General features: G+C 65.6%; 14 protein-coding genes. 7 read left to right on the top strand and 7 right to left on the bottom strand.

What is annotated here, in order from left to right; genetic code table 11:
• The 3 genes from FKP22_RS05515 to FKP22_RS05505 form a co-directional block, all read left to right on the top strand.
• The coding region (locus FKP22_RS05515) for a GH32 C-terminal domain-containing protein (protein ID WP_211361309.1) at positions 1-430 on the top strand (430 nt) is incomplete at its 5' end.
• A 61-nt stretch (positions 431-491) separates the two neighbouring features.
• A complete protein-coding gene (locus tag FKP22_RS05510; protein ID WP_141285969.1) occupies positions 492-3,170 on the top strand; it encodes a TonB-dependent receptor in 2,679 nt (892 codons plus the stop codon).
• A gap of 14 nt (positions 3,171-3,184) precedes the next feature.
• Complete coding sequence (locus FKP22_RS05505) at positions 3,185-4,597, top strand: hypothetical protein (protein ID WP_141285967.1); 1,413 nt, start codon at positions 3,185-3,187, stop codon at positions 4,595-4,597.
• On the opposite strand, the gene FKP22_RS05500 is transcribed toward FKP22_RS05505, so the two are convergent.
• Positions 4,594-4,812, bottom strand: coding sequence for a hypothetical protein (locus FKP22_RS05500; protein ID WP_141285965.1), 219 nt, complete (start codon positions 4,810-4,812; stop codon positions 4,594-4,596). The two genes, FKP22_RS05505 and FKP22_RS05500, sit on opposite strands and share 4 nt — an antisense overlap.
• A gap of 1 nt (position 4,813) precedes the next feature.
• Here FKP22_RS05500 and FKP22_RS05495 point away from each other — a divergent pair, with 1 nt between their 5' ends.
• Positions 4,814-5,326, top strand: a complete 513-nt coding sequence (locus tag FKP22_RS05495) for a hypothetical protein (RefSeq protein WP_141285963.1) — start codon at positions 4,814-4,816, stop codon at positions 5,324-5,326.
• Positions 5,327-5,586: 260 nt separating this feature from the next.
• On the opposite strand, the gene FKP22_RS05490 is transcribed toward FKP22_RS05495, so the two are convergent.
• Positions 5,587-6,402 (bottom strand): transglutaminase-like domain-containing protein, encoded by an 816-nt coding sequence (locus FKP22_RS05490; protein WP_141285961.1) that lies wholly within the window; start codon positions 6,400-6,402, stop codon positions 5,587-5,589.
• Between the two features lie 412 nt (positions 6,403-6,814).
• Here FKP22_RS05490 and FKP22_RS05485 point away from each other — a divergent pair, with 412 nt between their 5' ends.
• On the top strand, positions 6,815-9,076 hold the full coding sequence (locus tag FKP22_RS05485) for an ATP-binding protein (protein WP_141285959.1): 2,262 nt from the start codon (positions 6,815-6,817) through the stop codon (positions 9,074-9,076).
• 111 nt (positions 9,077-9,187) lie between these two features.
• On the opposite strand, the gene FKP22_RS05480 is transcribed toward FKP22_RS05485, so the two are convergent.
• Positions 9,188-9,787 carry a TetR/AcrR family transcriptional regulator gene (locus tag FKP22_RS05480; RefSeq protein WP_141285957.1) on the bottom strand — a complete coding sequence of 200 codons (600 nt, stop codon included), beginning with the start codon at positions 9,785-9,787 and terminating at the stop codon, positions 9,188-9,190.
• A gap of 153 nt (positions 9,788-9,940) precedes the next feature.
• Between FKP22_RS05480 and FKP22_RS05475 the strand changes: the two genes are divergently transcribed.
• Both FKP22_RS05475 and FKP22_RS05470 read left to right on the top strand, forming a co-directional pair.
• Positions 9,941-10,693 (top strand): SDR family NAD(P)-dependent oxidoreductase, encoded by a 753-nt coding sequence (locus FKP22_RS05475; RefSeq protein ID WP_141285955.1) that lies wholly within the window; start codon positions 9,941-9,943, stop codon positions 10,691-10,693.
• Between the two features lie 90 nt (positions 10,694-10,783).
• Positions 10,784-11,416 carry a class I SAM-dependent methyltransferase gene (locus FKP22_RS05470; RefSeq protein WP_141285953.1) on the top strand — a complete coding sequence of 211 codons (633 nt, stop codon included), beginning with the start codon at positions 10,784-10,786 and terminating at the stop codon, positions 11,414-11,416.
• Positions 11,417-11,449: 33 nt separating this feature from the next.
• Here the strand turns inward: FKP22_RS05470 and FKP22_RS05465 are convergent, their stop codons facing one another.
• The 4 genes from FKP22_RS05465 to FKP22_RS05450 all read right to left on the bottom strand — a co-directional run.
• A complete protein-coding gene (locus FKP22_RS05465) occupies positions 11,450-12,121 on the bottom strand; it encodes a TetR/AcrR family transcriptional regulator (protein ID WP_141285951.1) in 672 nt (223 codons plus the stop codon).
• A 94-nt stretch (positions 12,122-12,215) separates the two neighbouring features.
• Entirely contained in the window at positions 12,216-13,127 is a 912-nt protein-coding gene (locus tag FKP22_RS05460) for an alpha/beta fold hydrolase (protein ID WP_141285949.1), read from the bottom strand.
• A gap of 29 nt (positions 13,128-13,156) precedes the next feature.
• Positions 13,157-16,279: an efflux RND transporter permease subunit gene (locus FKP22_RS05455; RefSeq protein ID WP_141285947.1), complete on the bottom strand. Its 3,123-nt coding sequence runs from the start codon at positions 16,277-16,279 to the stop codon at positions 13,157-13,159.
• A partial coding sequence (locus FKP22_RS05450) for an efflux RND transporter periplasmic adaptor subunit (RefSeq protein WP_141285945.1) occupies positions 16,276-16,884 on the bottom strand: 609 nt, incomplete at its 5' end. The genes FKP22_RS05455 and FKP22_RS05450, both read right to left, overlap by 4 nt.

Below are 16,884 nucleotides of genomic sequence, written 5' to 3'. Positions count from 1 at the left end.
GCTGGCGCTGGACGAGCACCCGCAGCGACTGGCCAGCGGGATGCAGGCCTACGAGCTGCAACTCGACCTGAGCGGCACCGCCCCGGTCACCATGGACCTGATGGCCTCGCCGGACGGGGGCGAATTCACCCGCCTGCGCTTCGACCCCGAGCAGGGCAGCGTGTCCGTCGACAAGACGCACGCCAGCCTGTCCGCCGAGAACGAAGGCCCGCTGCGCTTGCAAGGCCACTACGACCGCGCCGCGTTCGGGGTCATGCGCCGCCTGCGCGTGTTCGTGGATGGCTCGGTCGTCGATGTGTTCGTCAATGACGCCGCAGCCTATTCCCTGCGCAGCTACCCGACCCTGCCCGCCAGCACAGGCCTGCGCCTGTCCTCAGACAGACCCATGACCGCGCAGGTTCAGCTCTGGCCGCTGCGGCCGCCACCCTGATCGCCCCACCACCACCGACCTCGAGAAATACCCCGGCAAGGGGATCCACAGGAGACGAACGATGAAATACCCACGAGCCGCCATCGCCTGGCGTCTGTTGCCCGTGGCCTTGGCAGCGCAGGCCGCCTTCGCCCAGCAGGCCCCGGCCCCCGAAGCCACCGAGAGCGCCGAAAAGCCGCAGGAGGTGGTCATCACCGGCACTGCCAGCAGCGGGCGCCAGACGCTGAAAAAGGACTCGACCAACACGATCAACACGCTGTCGGCCGAGGAGATCCGGCGCCTGGCGCCGATCAGCACCGCCGACCTGCTGCAGAACGTGCCGGGCATCTTCGCCGAGGGCAGCACCGCCGGTGAAGCCAGCAACAACATCACCGTGCGCGGCCTGCCGGTCACTGGTGGCTACCGTTACGCACCGCAGCTGATCGACGGCCTGCCCTGGTTCGAAGAGCCAGAGGTGCCCTTCATGAACAACGACGTCGCCGTGCGCGACGACCTGATGACCAAGCGTGTGGAAGTGGTCAAGGGAGGGACTGGCGGCATCCTGTACTCCAACGGCCTGGGCGCCACTGTCAACCACATCACCCGCACTGGCAGCCAGCAGTTCGAGGGCGGCTACAAGCTGGAAGTGGCCGACTACAACTTCGTCCGCAATGACCTCTTCGTCTCCGGCCCGATCAGCAAGAACCTGACCTTCGCCGTGGGCGGCTTCTACCGCACCTCCGACGGCCTGCGCAACACCGGCTACACCGCTGACAAAGGCGGTCAGGTGAGGGGCAATCTCGTTTATCAGACCGATGACGGTCGAAGCGAAGTGCAGCTTCACGCGCTGAAGATCAACGACCGCACCGCCTTCTACCAGAACGTGCCCTTCCAGGTGCCGGCCATCAGCGCGCCGGGTACGCCGGCCGATCCTGTCAAGATCCGCATGGACCAGGTCTGGCCGCTGGGCATCGATTTCGCGCATGGCACGGTGGCGTCCTCGTCGAACCGCCGCTTCAGGATGCTCGGCGAGTATGGTGAGCGCCAGATCGACACCGCCGACGGCATCCACCCCGACTTCAACATCACCACGCTGAAGGGCATCCACGAGTTCGAGTCGGGCTGGACGCTGGACGCCGGCCTGCGGCACTCGAACGGCAGCAGCGGCTTCAACGGCATGTTCACCGGCAACGACACGACCACGGCCGCCCGCTTCAACAATGCCCGCTTCAACAACGACGTGCTGCGTTTCGGCAGCTTCTACCCGACCGCCGTCGGCGTGGCAGCTTATGGCGTGGACGGCGGCGCACGCATCGCCGACAGCGCCTATCTGAACTACCTGATTCCCTTCATCGCGAGGACCGAGGCCCGCAGCACCTCGTTCGACTTGAAGCTGGGCAAGTCGGTGCAGTGGCTGGGCGAGCATCAGCTGACCCTCGGTGCATATGCCACCAACTATGCGAACAGGCAGAACTTTCAGCAGTCGCTGCTGGTCTCGACGATGGAGGCGCATCCGCAGTTGGTAGACCTGCGCGCCATCGATGCCGCGGGCAATCCTGTCGGCCCCTCGGTCACTTCCAATGGCGTGATGCGCCTGGGCTTCAATGGCTATTTGGCAGATGCCAAGGTCAAGGGCGAAGCGCTGTATTTCCTTGATCATTGGGAAACGGGTGACGGCCGGCTGAAGATCGACGCAGGCGTGCGCCACCAGACGCAGCGCGCCAACGTGATCTACAACGTGCGCGACCAGACACGCGACCTGACACCGGCCGGCGTCCTGCCCGGCAGCACCGCCGACACACTGGCCGACAACGAGATCCTGCTGCCAGGTGCCGACCAGAGGCTTGACTCCAAGCTCAGCGCCACCGGCTGGTCGCTGGGCAGCAACTACTCGGTGCAGCCCAACCTGGCCGTCTACGGCCTGGTCTCGCGCTCCTTTCGGCTGCCGAGCCTGGAGCAGCTGAACCAGCTGCAGTTCGACCCAAGCCAGCCCGGCAGCAAGGTCGAGCGCATCATGCAGTACGAAGGCGGCCTCCGTTACTACGCCAAGACCTGGGACACCCAGCTGGCGCTGTTCTACAACAAGTTCAGCCCACGCGACCAGTACGTGGACTTCCGCGATTTCACGTCGCCAAGCTGCACGCCGGCCGGGGTGACAGTGGACATCAACAGCTGCCCGCTGGTGCGCGAGTTCTACCGCCGCGGCATCGAGAACGTCGGCCTGGAGCTGGAAGCTGCGTGGCGGCCGTCAGAGGTCAAGGGTTTGGAGCTGCGCTTCAACGGCCTCGTGCAGGACCCGAAGGTCGTGGACGCGAACTACCGGACCGTCAAGGAGCTGCGCGTCAACGACGTGGTCACCGGCTACACCTTCGAGCAGATCGGCGAGGACGGCCGCCGCCCGCGCCGCCTTGCCGCGGTCATGGCGAACTTGCAGGCGAGCTGGGACTTGAAGCCTTACACCGGCCTGCCGCTGAAGCCCTATGCCAAGTACACCTACTTCGGGAGCCGCTACTCGGAATCGCAGGACGTCAACGTCACGCTCTACCCTGCGTACTACCACCTCGATGGCGGCTTCATCTGGGACTTCAGCCAGAAGAGTTCGATCCAGTTCCACGTCTCGAACATCACCAACCGCCTCTCGTTCACCGAGGGCGATCCGGTCTTCGTGGACCTGAAGGGCCCCAACGGAGCGACCAACCGCGGCGTGAGCCGACCGCTGTTCGGTCGCACGCTGCGCGCCATGTACACCTACTTCTTCTGAGTGGGAGAACCATGATGAAAAAACTGCTTTGCATGCTGAGCCTGCCCGCACTTGTCCTGCTCAGCGCCTGCGGTGGTGGCAACGGCGGCAGCGCCGAGTCACTGCCTCAGCCGCACTCGCCGGTCATCTCCGATCCGGGTGCGTTGAGCGTGCCCGAATTCACCACGGCCGTGGCGAAGTTGACGGTCAGCAGCCCGGACAACAACGCCTTCGAACTCACGCTCTCCGGCGCCGATGCGGCATTGTTCGCGATCAACGGCGATGGCTCCATCCGCTTCGCGATTCCGCCCGACTTTCAGAATCCCGCCGATGCGGACAGGGACAACACTTACCAGGTCACCGTCGTCGCTGACGACAGCTACTCAACGCCGTCGAAGCTGAACCTGTCCATCAAGGTGACCGCCTGCCCGACATGCCACGTGGCCAACACCTCGGCACATGTCACCACCGACGACACCACTTTCGTCACCGAGAACGTCATCTCCAGCTTCGAGTACCCGGCACAGATGCAGCAGGACACGGCCAAGTACACGCTGACGGGTGCCTTCGCCACGACGACGAACTGGAACAATCTCGAGTATTCGAACCCGGGCATGGCGCCGATCGCTGCGCGCATCGGCGATGCCTCGGTCAGCACCTGCGAGATCGGCGGCGCGGGATGCGATGCGCCGACTGGCAGCATCACGATCAACAACGTGCTCATCAAGAAGGATTCGATCACCTTCCTGATGTCGGGTGGCAACGGCGGGCCCGACGTCGGCGCGCAGGTGCTTTACACGCCGCCCGGTGCCAGCGCCCCGGTCGTTCTGGGAACCTACAACCCGAACAGTTGCGGGGATCCTGTGCTCAAGGGCGACCAGCACTACGTCAACTTCGACACCAGCGGCCTGATCGGCGAGACGGTGCAGTTGGTGATCTTCGACAACGCGTCCAGCGGCTGCGGCTTCGTCGCCTTCGACCACTTCTACCAGACCGACGAGCCGCGCGGTGTCAATGCCGGCGTGCTGAGCAAGCCGCTCACGCCGGTCAAGGTCAGCGTCGAAGATCCGGTGGCGTTCCAGAAGATGGTGCCCTTCGCCAGCTTCGAGAACCCGGTGGACATGGTGGCCAAGCGCGGGTGGGCCGGCACCGGGGTGTTTGCCAACCCGACAGCGACGAGTTGGCAGGGCACGACCGGCACGGACGCCAACGCCGCGCGCGTCGGCGACACGGCCATCAGCACCTGCGAGATCGGCGGCCCGGGCTCGCCCTGCGACTCGCCGACCGGCACGCTGACCTCGCCGGCCTTCAAGGTGACGGACCCGTACCTGAACTTCCTGATGCATGGCGGCGGTGCGGGCAAGAACGTCGGCCTGCGCGTCATGGACACACTGGGCAATGTGCTGCTGAGCTACAGCCCGAACAGCTGCGGACCGTCCTTCATCTAGAACGACGATGACTGGACCCACATCGACATCTCGGCCCTGAATGGCGCCTTCATCAAGGCCCAGCTCTTCGACGAGGAGGCAGGCGGCTGTGGCTTCGTCAGCACCGACCATTGGTACCAGTCGCCCACCGCATGGAATCCCTCGGGCCAAGGCAAGGACGGCGGCACGGTCGTGCTCAGTGCAGCGATGACGGCCAGGCTGGGCTTCAATGTCACGGTGACGGCCGACGCCTTCGCGCAGCCGATCGGCGACTTCGACGATGCCATGGCCACCGCGCAGGTCTGGACCGCCACCGGTGATTTCGTCAACCCGGCCAACGCCGATGTCTGGAAGGGGACATCCGGCGGCGCACGGGTCGGCGTGGGAGCCGTCAGCACCTGCGAAATGAACGGCAACAACAAGGGCTGCGATGCCTCCACCGGCACGCTGACGTCTCCGCTGTTCACCGTAGATGCCGCGCGCCCCTTCCTGAATTTCCTGATGTCTGGCGGCAATCCCGACGGCACCGTTGGCCTGAAGGTGCTGGACGCTGCCGGCGAGGTTCTCGCGACCTACACACCGAATTCCTGTAACCAGTCCTCGATCAGGGACGATGGGAACTGGGTGACGCTGGACCTGTCGGTCCAGGCCGGCAAGCAGGCGCAGGTGCAGATATTCGACAACGAATCCGGCGGTTGTGGCTTCCTCAGTTTCGACCATGTCTACATGGGAGCCGTGCGCAAGCAGTAGGCCCTAACAGTGGGCAAGCAAAGCTGATGCAGGGCAGGTAGGCACCCCCGCAAGGGCCGTGATCTCGCTGCCACTGGCGAACATCTGCCTGCACTGCGTCTTCGACCTGTGGGCGCACCGCGGGCGGGGCGGCCATGCCAAAGGGGAGGTGATCATCGTCCGGCATGCCGGCGACAGCGTGGGCGATCTCCGTCCCTACCGTGACCAGAAGATGGAGCGCCGAAGGGGCTTCTGGCCGCGCGGCGCAGTCGCCGGTTGGCTCAAGTCAGCTCCTCGGTGACCACCGAGAAGTGCGTCAACTGGTGTTGTCCAAAGGTCATGGTGATCGGGACGTCGCCCGCATCGCGCCCGCGGCCGATGACGATGCGGCCGATCCGGGGCGTGTTGTGGCGGGCGTCGAAGGTGTGCCAGCGGTCGCCCAGGTACACCTCGAACCAGGCACTGAAGTCCATTGGGGAGCGCACCGGCGGGATGCCAATGTCCCCCAGGTAGCCGGTCGTGTAGCGCGCAGGGATGTTCATGGCGCGGCACAGCGTCACTGCCAGGTGGGCGAAGTCGCGGCACACGCCGGTGCGCTCATTGAACCCTTCCAGGGCGCTGCGATTGGCACGGGCCCGGCCATAGTCGAATTGAAGGTGGCCGTGCACGAAGTCCACGATGGCCTGCACGCGTGCCCAGCCCAGTGGCGTGCTGCCAAAGCGCGACCAGGCGAAGTCCATCAAGGCGCTGTCGACCTCGCAGTAGCGGCTGGGCAACAGGTATTGCAAGGTCTCGTGGGGCAGGTCCTGCGGCGCATGCTGGATGGCGTCCAGACACACCGGGTCGGGCCGGCCAGGGTCCAGCACGACAGCCGTGTTCCGCAATCGGACGCTGTTCACGTTCGGTGGCACGTTGATGCGGCCGCAGTGATTGCCGAAAGCGTCGGTGTAGTTCTCGATGGCCAGGCCCGGTTCGACGACGATGGCGTCGCCGCTGAGCACGTCATGCTTGCGATCGGGATGCACATTGAGCATCAAGAGGATGGCGTTGGGCGAATTGACGGCCAGCGTGATGTCGAACCCGATTTGAATTTTCAAGACAGCTTCCTGCTTCCATGGGCCGGCGCGAATCGAGCGCACCGGCGTTGTGATGATGCGGCACCGTCTTTGGCGCCTCAAGGACGAATGTAGGAAGGGTCCGCCCCGGCCGCCATCGGGCAGGCGGCCTTGCGGCTGTGGGAGTCAACCTACGTCCGAGCCGTGGCGCCGCTGCTGCGCATCCGCCAGGACGGCGCCAGCGGGCAGATTCCTTCAACCTATTCCAAGGCAGCACCATGCGTGCACAGACCCACCCGCAAGCAGATCAGACGGCGAGGACAGAAGGCGAGGAGGGCAGGCTGAATGCAGTGCGCGGGATGTCCAGCGGGCCGGAGCGCTTTGCAGGGCATTACCATCACCTTCCAAGACCCTCGGCGCTGCAGGCTGCGGCGCTGCTTTCCGGACCTCGCCCATGTCGACCTCTGGCCCTACCGCTGCGCTGTCCTCGAGCTTCGACCCCACGCTGCTGCGCAGCCCTGAGGACCTGGTGGCCACGCTCAGGCGATACCAGGATGTGCTCAACAGCGCGCTTGACACCGCCATCATCACGCTCGATGAACACGGCCTGGTCACCGGCTGGAACCTGGGTGCCGAGCGGTTGCTGGGGTGGACCGAGGGCGAAATGCTCGGCCGCTCGCTCGGTGTCATCTTTCCCGAAGAAGCGGGAGGTCCGGCGGCCCTGCTGGCCGAGATTGGCCAGGCCAAGCTGCAGGGGACCGGCGGCTCGGAGGGCTGGCGTTTGCGCAAGGGGGGCGGGCGCTTCTGGGCCATCGGCGAAACGCGGCGCATGGCCAGCGGCGAAGGCAGCTCGGGGTTCGTGAAGATCCTGCGCGACCGCACCGATGCGCAGCAGCTTGCCTTGGCTCTGCAGGAGCGCACGCGTGCGTTGGAGATCCTGAACCAGACCGGCAGCACGCTGGCCCGTGAAACCGAGCTGGACAAGGTCGTGCAGGCAGTCACCGATGCCGGCGTGGCGCTCACCGGCGCGGAGTTCGGTGCCTTCTTCTACAACCTGGTCAACGCGGCCGGCGAGAGCTACATGCTTTACAGCCTCTCCGGCGTGCCCAGGGAGAAGTTCGCGCAGTTCCCGATGCCACGCAACACGGCGGTGTTTGCACCGACCTTCAGTGGCGAGGACATCGTGCGTTCCGACGACATCACGCGCGACGCCCGCTACGGCCGCAACGCGCCGAACGCCGGCATGCCGGCCGGGCACCTGCCTGTGCGCAGCTACCTGGCAGTGCCGGTCATCTCCCGCTCGGGCGAGGTCATCGGCGGGCTGTTCTTCGGCCACTCGCGCGTGGGCGTGTTCACGGAAGATTCCGAGCGCAACCTCGAGGGCCTGGCGGGCGAGGCTGCGGTGGCCATCGACAACATGCGCCTGTTCGAAAAGGCGCAGCTGGAAATCGCCGAGCGCAGCCGTGTCGAGGCGGCGCTGCGCGAACTCAACCTCGGCCTGGAGGCGCAGGTGCAGCGCCGCACGGCCGAACTGCTGCAGCACGCCGAGGCTTTGCGGCAAGCGCAGAAGATGGAGGCCGTGGGCCAGCTCACCGGTGGCATCGCGCACGACTTCAACAACCTGCTGCAGGTGATCGTCGGCAACCTGGACTTGCTCTCGCGTGGCCTGCCAGAGGAAATGGCACGCCTGCGCCGGGCTGCGGCGCAGGCCATGTCCGGTGCCAAACGCGCCAGCTCGTTGACCCAGCGGCTGCTCGCATTTGCCCGCCGGCAGCCGCTGGACCCGAAGCCCCTCATTGCCAACGTGGTGGTGCAGGGCATGTCTGAGCTGCTGCGCCACGCGCTGGGCGAAACGGTCGAGCTGGAAGTGGTCGGCGCCGGCGGCCTGTGGACCACCGAGGTCGATCCGAACGAGCTCGAGAGCACGCTGCTGAACCTGGCGGTCAACGCCCGCGACGCGATGCCCTCCGGCGGCAAGCTGACCATCGAAACCGCCAACGGCCACCTGGACGAGGCCTATGCGGCGCGGCATGCGGAAGTGACCCCGGGCCAGTACGTGGTGATCAGCGTGACCGACACCGGTGCGGGCATGGACGCGCAGACCATGTCACGCGTCTTCGAACCTTTCTTCACCACCAAGCCCGAGGGCAAGGGTACCGGGCTGGGGCTGAGCCAGGTCTATGGCTTCGTCAAGCAGTCGCATGGCCATGTGCAGCTGTACTCGGAGCTCGGCATCGGCACGACGGTCAAGCTGTACCTGCCGCGCTACCACCAGCTGGCCCAGCCGACCGAGCATGACGAAGCCTTGCCGGTGCCGGGCGCCGAAGGCGAGCGCATCCTGGTGCTGGAAGACGATGCCGACGTTCGGGCCTTCTCGGTTTCCGCGCTGCAGGAACTGGGCTACCGGGTCATCGAAGCAGCCCACGGTGCCGCGGCACTGGCGGTGCTGGAGAAGCAGGGCGTGGACCTGCTGTTCACCGACGTGGTCTTGCCCGGCGGCCTGACCGGTGCAGATGTCGCCGCGCGGGCCAAGGTGCTGCAGCCCGGCATCAAGGTGCTGTTCACGACCGGCTACTCCCGCAACGCCATCGTGCACCACGGCCGCCTGGACGCTGGCGTGAACCTGCTCACCAAGCCGTTTTCGCTGGACGACCTGGCGGTGAAGGTGCGAGAGGTGCTGGACAAGGCGGTGCGAGACGGAACACCTGGCGGCTGACGGCGCGGACATTGCGCGGACCTCGGCAGGTGCTTTGCAATGCTGCCCGGCGGGCAGCATTGCGATGGTGTCGCGCACGCGCGGCGTCCTTGGGGCCGGTATCGCGAAGCCTCATCGCTCTGGCTTGGCACTTCGCTTCGCGACACCGTGACTCGGCAGATTCGGCAGATTCGGCAGGATGGCGCTGGCGACGATGTGGGACAGATGATCGGCCCGTGGCGCGAACGCCGGCAGGTCGACAAGCCAACCGAGCGCCGACATCAGGCCGAACAAGTCGTCCCCATTCATGTCGGTGCGCGCCTGGCCGCCGGCCTGTGCGCGAAGCAGCAGGCGCGCGCTGGCTGAGTGCACCGCTGCACACGCGGCATAGAGAGCGGACTCCGGGTTCGCGTGGGCGGTTGCCATCATGGCGACAACGCCTCGATAGCTCTGCGCGAACGCCATCCATTCTCGGAACCATGAAACGAGCGCCTCACCGGGTGCATCCGACTTCTCGAGTCCGCCTGCCGTCTGTACCAACGCGTCCAGGTGTGTGCACAGCAGCGCTTCGAACAAGGCTTCGCGCGTCGGGAAATGACGAAGCAGCGTGGCCAATCCGACCTCGGCCCGGCGCGCTATGTCGCGCATGGACGCGTTGACACCCTGCTCGGCGACGACCTCTCGTGCGACCACAAGGAGATGGGTTCGATTCTTCTGGGCGTCGGCTCGCATAGGCTTCTTGACAAGTGGATCACTGATCCGTATATTTGGATCACTGGTTCGGATACGTGAATTTGGATCTGGATCGGTGATCCAAATGGTACAGCGCCTTTGTACCCATCGGAACAGGGCGCTGCGTCACACCACAAACGAAAGGAAAAGATCGTGAAGAAACTAGAAGGCAAGGTTGCAGTCATCACGGGCGGCAGCAGCGGGATTGGCTTGGCCACCGCCAAGCGCTTCGTGGAAGAAGGTGCACACGTTGTGATCACTGGGCGACGAGAGAAAGAGCTGGTGGAAGCCGCTGCCTCCATCAAGAGAAACGTCACGACGGTCGTGGGCGACGTGTCGCGCCTGGAAGATCTGGACCGGCTCTATGCCGTCGTGAAAGAAAAGCACGGTCACATCGACGTCCTCTTCGCGAACGCGGGCGCGGGGACAATCGCGCCGCTCGCGGTCGCGACTGAATCGCATTTTGACCAGACCTTTGACGTGAACGTGAAGGGGCTGTTCTTTACGGTGCAGAAGGCCCTTCCCCTCTTCAAAGACGACGGTTCGATCATCCTGAACTCGTCGGTCTCGAACGTGCTCGGGCTTCCAGGATTTACTGCTTACGCTGCGAGCAAGGCGGCTGTGCGCAACTTCTCGCGCGGTTGGACTTTGGAATTGAAGGACCGCCGCATCCGCGTGAATTGTGTGAGTCCCGGCGCAATCGATACCCCGGCCTTGGCGACGACGACTGGCCTTACCGCTGAGCAGGCCGAGCAGGCGGTCGCACAGTTCACCACGCAGATCCCGATGGGCCGCAGAGGCTTCCCCGAGGAAATCGCGGCTGCAGTTGCGTTCCTCGCCTCTGATGAGAGTTCTTACATTACCGGCGTGGATCTCGCCGTCGATGGAGGCATGGCGCAGGTCTAGTACGAGGGTGCGGGTCAACGGTGGACCCGCCGTGGACCGCCCCCTCGCACGCCACGCGCTCGTCAAATGCCAACCGCAAAGGAGATTCCGATGTACGACCCATCCAAGCTGTCCGAGTTGATCCGGTTCGCACGAGTTGATGCGGGATCCACCGTCATCGACGTTTACCCAGGCGACGGCGCCTGGACCCGTCTCTTCTCCGACATCGTCGGAGCCGAAGGACGGGTCTTCAGCTTCGTGCCGGCCGAAGTCGCCCATTTCAAGAACGATCCAGTCGGCCGCATGCGAACGCTTGCGATGGAGCCGGGCCGAGAGAACACCGAAGCGGTCTCGGCGGACCTCGTGGCGATGCCGGAGGTCACGCAGCAGGCGGATGTTCTTTGGATGCACCTGTTCTATCACGATCTCCACACCGCGCTGATGCAGGCCAAGGGCGCGACGGCGGCCCACTTCAATCGAGCTGTCCACGAGCGGCTGAAGCCCGGCGGGTACTACGTCATCGTGGACCACGCCGCCACCGCCGGGCTGGGCACGGGCGATGCGCAGTCACTGCATCGGATTGAGCCTGCATTCGTTCGCGAGGAGGTGGAGGCGGCCGGCTTTGTACTGGACGCGGAAAGCGCCCTGCTCGCAAGAAGTGACGATCCGCACTCGATCAAGGTGTTCGATCCTTCGATCAAGGGCGAGACGGATCGTTTCGCCTATCGGTTCGTGAAGCGCTGACGACCCAACCGATGGACCGACGAGCTTTCATCCTCATGCAGTGATCCGGTTGGGTGACTGCGAGCTGTCTGCAGGCCGATCCATCAGACCTTCGAGAACGAACTCGAAGTAGCCGTTGAAGTCGGCGTGACCGCACGGCACGGCATCCAGTGTTGAATAGGGCGCGATCGCATGGCGGTGCAGGCATGCCGCGATCAAGGGCAGCACCAGTGCATCCACCACGATGTCTGGATCCACGGCACGGAACTCGGCGCGCTCGATGCCGTGTTTGACGATCCTGGACACGAGCAGGCGCGTCGGTGTGATCACCTCGCGCATCCAGAAATTGGCCAGAACGGGAAAGTTGCGGGCTTCCGTGAACAGCAGGTTGACGATCCCGCCGGCCTCTCCTGCGACGAACTCGGACTGCCACGTGGCAATGAGCTCTCGAAGCATGTCAGGGCTGGCGCGAACATCGGTCGTCTCGTGCAACGAGATGGCGACTCGGGAAGAGAAGCGCTGCGCGATCAATGCCTTGAGCAAATCTTCCTTGCTGTCGAAGTAGAGATAGAGCGTGCCCTTGCAGACACCGGCGCGCGCGGCGATCTCGTCGATACGAGCCGCCGCAAACCCCTTTTCGATGAACAGGCTGAGGGCGGCATCCAGAAGCTCCTGAGGCCGCGCCTGCTTGTGCCGCCGGATCGGGAAGGCAGTGCGATTGATCATTGAAGCCCCGGCTTTCAGTGCGACGTCGCGAGTGGCGCATCTGTCTGATCCTTTGCGTCCCGGATTTGGGCTGGGGACGTTGCATCGAGCGAGGTCATGCCGCAGTCTCTGGAACGCCCGCGAGCCGTATCGCGTCGTTCAGCACCTTGGCGGGCACGTCGGGCCTTTCCAGGACGATGAAGTGACCGGCGTACGGCACCTGGATGAATTCAGCAGTGGGAAGGAGTCGCCTGTTGGCCTGTCGGTCCGACGGGCGTGACCAATCCCTTTCTCCATAGATGAGATGGACCGGTACGCCGACCTCGGGATATCGGGACCGCGCCGCGATGAGGCTGGGCAGGTTCCCGTACACCGCACGGGCAACGACCGGGTAGCCTGGGCCGCGTCCGACCTTCAGCAGTTCATCGACGTAGTCGTCGGTCAGGGCGGTCGTGTCGCCGAGACCTCCACGCAGCACGGCGCGCATGATCGCCTTGGGTTCGACACCGGCGATGGTCGGGCCAATGCCCGGGGCAAGCACGCCGGTCACGATGAACCGCGCCAGGAGGCTGGACCGCGCGATTCCCCCCGCATAGTCATAGGCATTGATCGCCACGACACGCCGCACTCTCTCGCGAAGATCTGCAGCGGCTGTCAGGGCGAGCGTGGCGCCCATCGACTCGCCAAGCAGCGTCACGTCGCGCAGGTCGAGTTGGGTGATGAAGCGCTTCACTGCATCGCGCATCGCGGGCTCGTCGTAGGAAGCACCCGGCACGATCTGCGAGTAACCCATGCCGGGCAGATCGAGTGCGTACACCGTGTACCGATCCTGGACCAGCGGGATGAGGTTGCGGAAGTGCTCGGCCTGCGTGCGCACGGTGTGAAGCAAGACCAACGGCGCCCCGGTTCCGCCCGCGAGGTAACGCAGTCGACCATGGCTTCGGGCTTGTGGCCCGAGCGGGTCCAGAAAGTGTTCGGTGGTCCCCGGGATTCTGATTCCGGAACGGGAATTGGTGGTTGCAGACAAGCTTGTTTCCCCAATATTTGACGGGTGCGTCAATGGCCAGCGGGTGCGGCCGTGTCTGCGAGCGGTGCCGCAGCCGGTGTCTGCGCCGGGCCGTCGCGCCGGATGCGGAACCACGCGGCATACAGCGCCGGCACGAAGACCAGGGTCAGCGCCGTGGCCGTCACGAGGCCGCCCATGATCGCGATGGCCATCGGCCCCCAGAACACGCTGTGCGTGAGCGGGATCATCGCCAGCACCGCCGCTGCGGCCGTCAGCACCACCGGACGCGAGCGCCGCACCGTGGCCTCGACGATGGCGGCCCAGGGCGCGATGCCGCGTGCGATGTCCTGGTCGATCTGGTCGACCAGGATGATCGAGTTGCGCATGATCATGCCGCTGAGCGCGATCACCCCGAGCAGCGCGACGAAGCCGAACGGCGCGTTGAACAGCAGGAGTGCCGGCACCACGCCCACCAGCGCCAGCGGTGCCGTCATGAACACCATGAACAGCCGCGAGAAGCTCTGCAACTGGATCATCAACAGGGTCAGCATCACCGCGAACATCGCCGGGAACACCGCGAACAACGCCACGTTGGCCTTGTCGCTCTCCTCGATCGCGCCGCCTTCCTCGATGCGGTAACCCGCCGGCAGGCTGTCGATGATCGGCTTGAGCGACGGCCGGATCTTCGCGGTGGCGTCCGGGCCCTGCACACCATCGATGACGTCGCTGCGCACCGTGAGCGCCATGTCGCGGTTGCGCCGCCACAGCACCGGCTCCTCGAAGCTCGGCTCGATGCGGGCCAGCTGGGACAGCGGCACGGCGACGCCGTCGCGCGTGGCGACCTGCAGGTCACCGAGCTGGCCGATGCGCTTGCGCTCCTCGGGCGAGGCGCGCACGACCACGTCGATGAGCTCTTCGCCGCGGCGGATCTGCGTCACCGGCGCACCGTCGAGGGTGGTCTGCACCAGGCTCTGGACATCGGCGCTGGACAGGCCGAGCAGCCGCGCCTTGTCCTGGTCGACATGGACCTGCACCGAACGCACCTGCTCATTCCAGTCGAGTTGCGTGTCGCGCACCAGGGGGCTCTTGCGCACTGCATCACGCACCTGGTAGGCGATCTCGCGGACCTGCGCCTTGTCGGGACCGGTGACGCGGAACTGCACTGGAAAGCCCACCGGCGGGCCAAACTCCAGGCGCGTGACGCGCGCATTGATGTCCGGGAAGGCCTCGTCCTTGGCGAACAACTCCATCAGGCGGGCGCGCACGCGTTCGCGCTGCTCGATGCCAGCGGTCTTGATGACGAACTGGGCGAAGCCGGGGTTCGGCAATTCCGGCTGGATCGACAGGTAGAAGCGCGGCGTGCCGGCGCCGGTGTAGGCGGTGAAGAACTCGATGTCCGGGTCCTTCGCCAAGCGTGCTTCGAGGCGTTTCACCTGGGTGGACGTGGCAGCGAACGACGCGCCTTCGCGCAGGCGGAAGTCCACCAGCAGTTCAGGCCGCGATGCGGTGGGGAAGAACTGCTGCTGCACCAGCAACATGCCGGCACCAGCGACGGCGAAGACCAGCACCGTGATGGCGAGCACCCAGGCCCGGCGATGCACCGCCCAGTCGACGATGCCGCGCAGCCGGCGGTAGACGGGTCGGTCGTAGGGGTCGTGGTGTTTGCCGTGTTGGTGCTGGGTCGCCAGGTTCTTAGGCAACAGCAGCACGCCCAGGTAAGGCGTGAAGATCACGGCCACCAGCCAGGACAGGATCAGCGCCGTTCCAACGACCCAGAAGATGCCGCCCGCATACTGGCCGGCAATCGACTTGGCGAAGCCCACCGGCATGAAGCCCGCGGCCGTGACCAGCGTGCCGGTCAGCATCGGAAACGCGGTGGACGTGTAGGCATAGGTGGCCGCGCGCATGCGATCCCAGCCTTCCTCCAGCTTCACCACCATCATCTCGACGGCGATGATGGCGTCGTCGACCAGCAGGCCCAGCGCGATGATCAAGGCGCCGAGCGAAATGCGGTCGAGGTTCCAGCCGGCGGCGTACATCACACCCGCCACCAGCGCGAGCACCAGCGGCACCGACGCGGCGACCACGATGCCGGTGCGCCAGCCCAGGAACAGGAAAGACACGGCCAGCACGATGGCCAGCGCCTCGAGGAACGAGCGCTCGAACTCCCAGACCGACTCCGCCACCACCCGCGGCTGGTCGGCATACTGCTGGATCTCGACCCCGGCCGGGATCTCCTGCCGGATCTGGGCCAGCCGCTGCTCCAGCGCCTTGCCGAAGTCCAGCACGTTGCCGTTGGCCTGCATGGTCACGCCGATGGCCAGCACCGGCACGCCGTTGTGACGGATGCTGAAGCTGGGCGGGTCCTCATAGCCGGCGTGCACGGTGGCGATGTCGGCCAGTCGCAGCAGCTGACCGCCGACTTCCAGCGTCACCTTGGCAACGTCCGCCGCGCTCTTCAGCTCGCCGTCCACGCGCACCTGCACACGGTCGTGCGTGGCGTCGGCCGAACCGGCGGGCGTCACCAGGTTCTGGCGCGCCAGCGCGTCGAACACCGCCGTCGGCGCGATGCCGAGCGCGGCCAGGCGCCGGGTCGACAACTCCACATACACCCGCTCGGCCTGCTTGCCCAGCACGTCCACCTTGGCGGCACCGGGCACGCTCTGGAGGCGGCGCTTGACGTCCTCGGTGAGCGTCAGCAGTTCGGCCATCGACAGGTCGGGTGCGCTCAATGCATACAGCACGCTGTAGCGGTCGTTGTACTCGTCGTTGAAGAACGGCCCACGCACGCCCTCGGGGAACTCCTGGCGCACGTCACCGATCTTCTTGCGCGCCTGGTACCAGGCGTTTTTAAGCTCTTCCTTGCTGCTGCCGCCCTTCATCCACAGCGTGATGCCGCCGTAGCCCTGGCGCGCGAAGCTGCGCACGTAGTCGAACTGGTCCAGCTCCTGCAGCTTGCGCTCAATGCGGTTGAGCACCTGGTCCTGCACATCCTGCGCGGTGGCGCCCGGCCACACGACGATGGCCGTCATCTGCGGCACGTCGAAGTTCGGATCCTCCAGGCGCCCGAGGCGGCTGAACGACAGGCCGCCAACGATGAGCGTCGCGACGATCAGGAACAGCACCATGGCCCGATGCGTGACGGCCCATTCGGAAAGATTGAAGCGTTTCATGAACTGCTCTTGGCAACAGTGGCCGTGGCGGAGACGGGGGTGCGCTCAATGGCGCGCACGGCGGTGCCCGCGTCGAGCTTCTGAGCGCCCACGCTGACGACCTTGCTGCCCGTGGCCAGTCCCGTGACCTGAACCGTGGCGTCGTCGATGGCCACCACCTTGACCGGTGTGAACACCAGGCCAGAACCCTTGGCGTTCACGGTCCACACGCCGGCCGAGCCGCTGCCCTTGACCAAGGCACTTACTGGCAGCGCCATGGTCGCGGGGCCCGCCTGCGGTGCCGACAGCGTCAACTGCATCGTGCTGCCCAGTGGCAGCGCAACCACGGTTTCGCGCGATTCGGGCGCGGCCGAATAGCGCGCGCGGTAGGTCCGGCCCTGCACACTGGCCTGCGGCGAGAGCTCACGCAGCACCAGACGGACCGGCGTTGTCGCGTCACTCCAGGGCGCTGCCGTGGCGACCAGGCTTCGCGCCCGGCCGACCCAATCCTCGGGCAGTTCGGCGACGATCTCGCGTTCGCCGTCGCGGGCCAGTGACAGCACGGGCTGGCCTTCTGCGACCACCTGGCCGCGCTCGAAGCGCAGGGTCGTGACGACGCCCGCGTA

Source organism: Ideonella azotifigens (assembly GCF_006519715.1).
Taxonomy (GTDB): domain Bacteria; phylum Pseudomonadota; class Gammaproteobacteria; order Burkholderiales; family Burkholderiaceae_C; genus Ideonella; species Ideonella azotifigens.
Note: the sequence above shows the minus strand (reverse complement) of the source record. Positions and strands in the feature narration are given on the sequence as shown.

Bases quoted from the DNA above. Each gene is read 5' to 3' on its own strand.
- FKP22_RS05470 (WP_141285953.1), top strand. From the start codon at position 10,784: ATGTACGACCCATCCAAGCTGTCCGAGTTGATCCGGTTCGCACGAGTT.
- FKP22_RS05505 (WP_141285967.1), top strand. From the start codon at position 3,185: ATGAAAAAACTGCTTTGCATGCTGAGCCTGCCCGCACTTGTCCTGCTC.
- FKP22_RS05465 (WP_141285951.1), bottom strand. From the start codon at position 12,121: ATGATCAATCGCACTGCCTTCCCGATCCGGCGGCACAAGCAGGCGCGG.
- FKP22_RS05480 (WP_141285957.1), bottom strand. From the start codon at position 9,787: ATGCGAGCCGACGCCCAGAAGAATCGAACCCATCTCCTTGTGGTCGCA.
- FKP22_RS05510 (WP_141285969.1), top strand. From the start codon at position 492: ATGAAATACCCACGAGCCGCCATCGCCTGGCGTCTGTTGCCCGTGGCC.
- FKP22_RS05485 (WP_141285959.1), top strand. From the start codon at position 6,815: ATGTCGACCTCTGGCCCTACCGCTGCGCTGTCCTCGAGCTTCGACCCC.
- FKP22_RS05455 (WP_141285947.1), bottom strand. From the start codon at position 16,279: ATGAAACGCTTCAATCTTTCCGAATGGGCCGTCACGCATCGGGCCATG.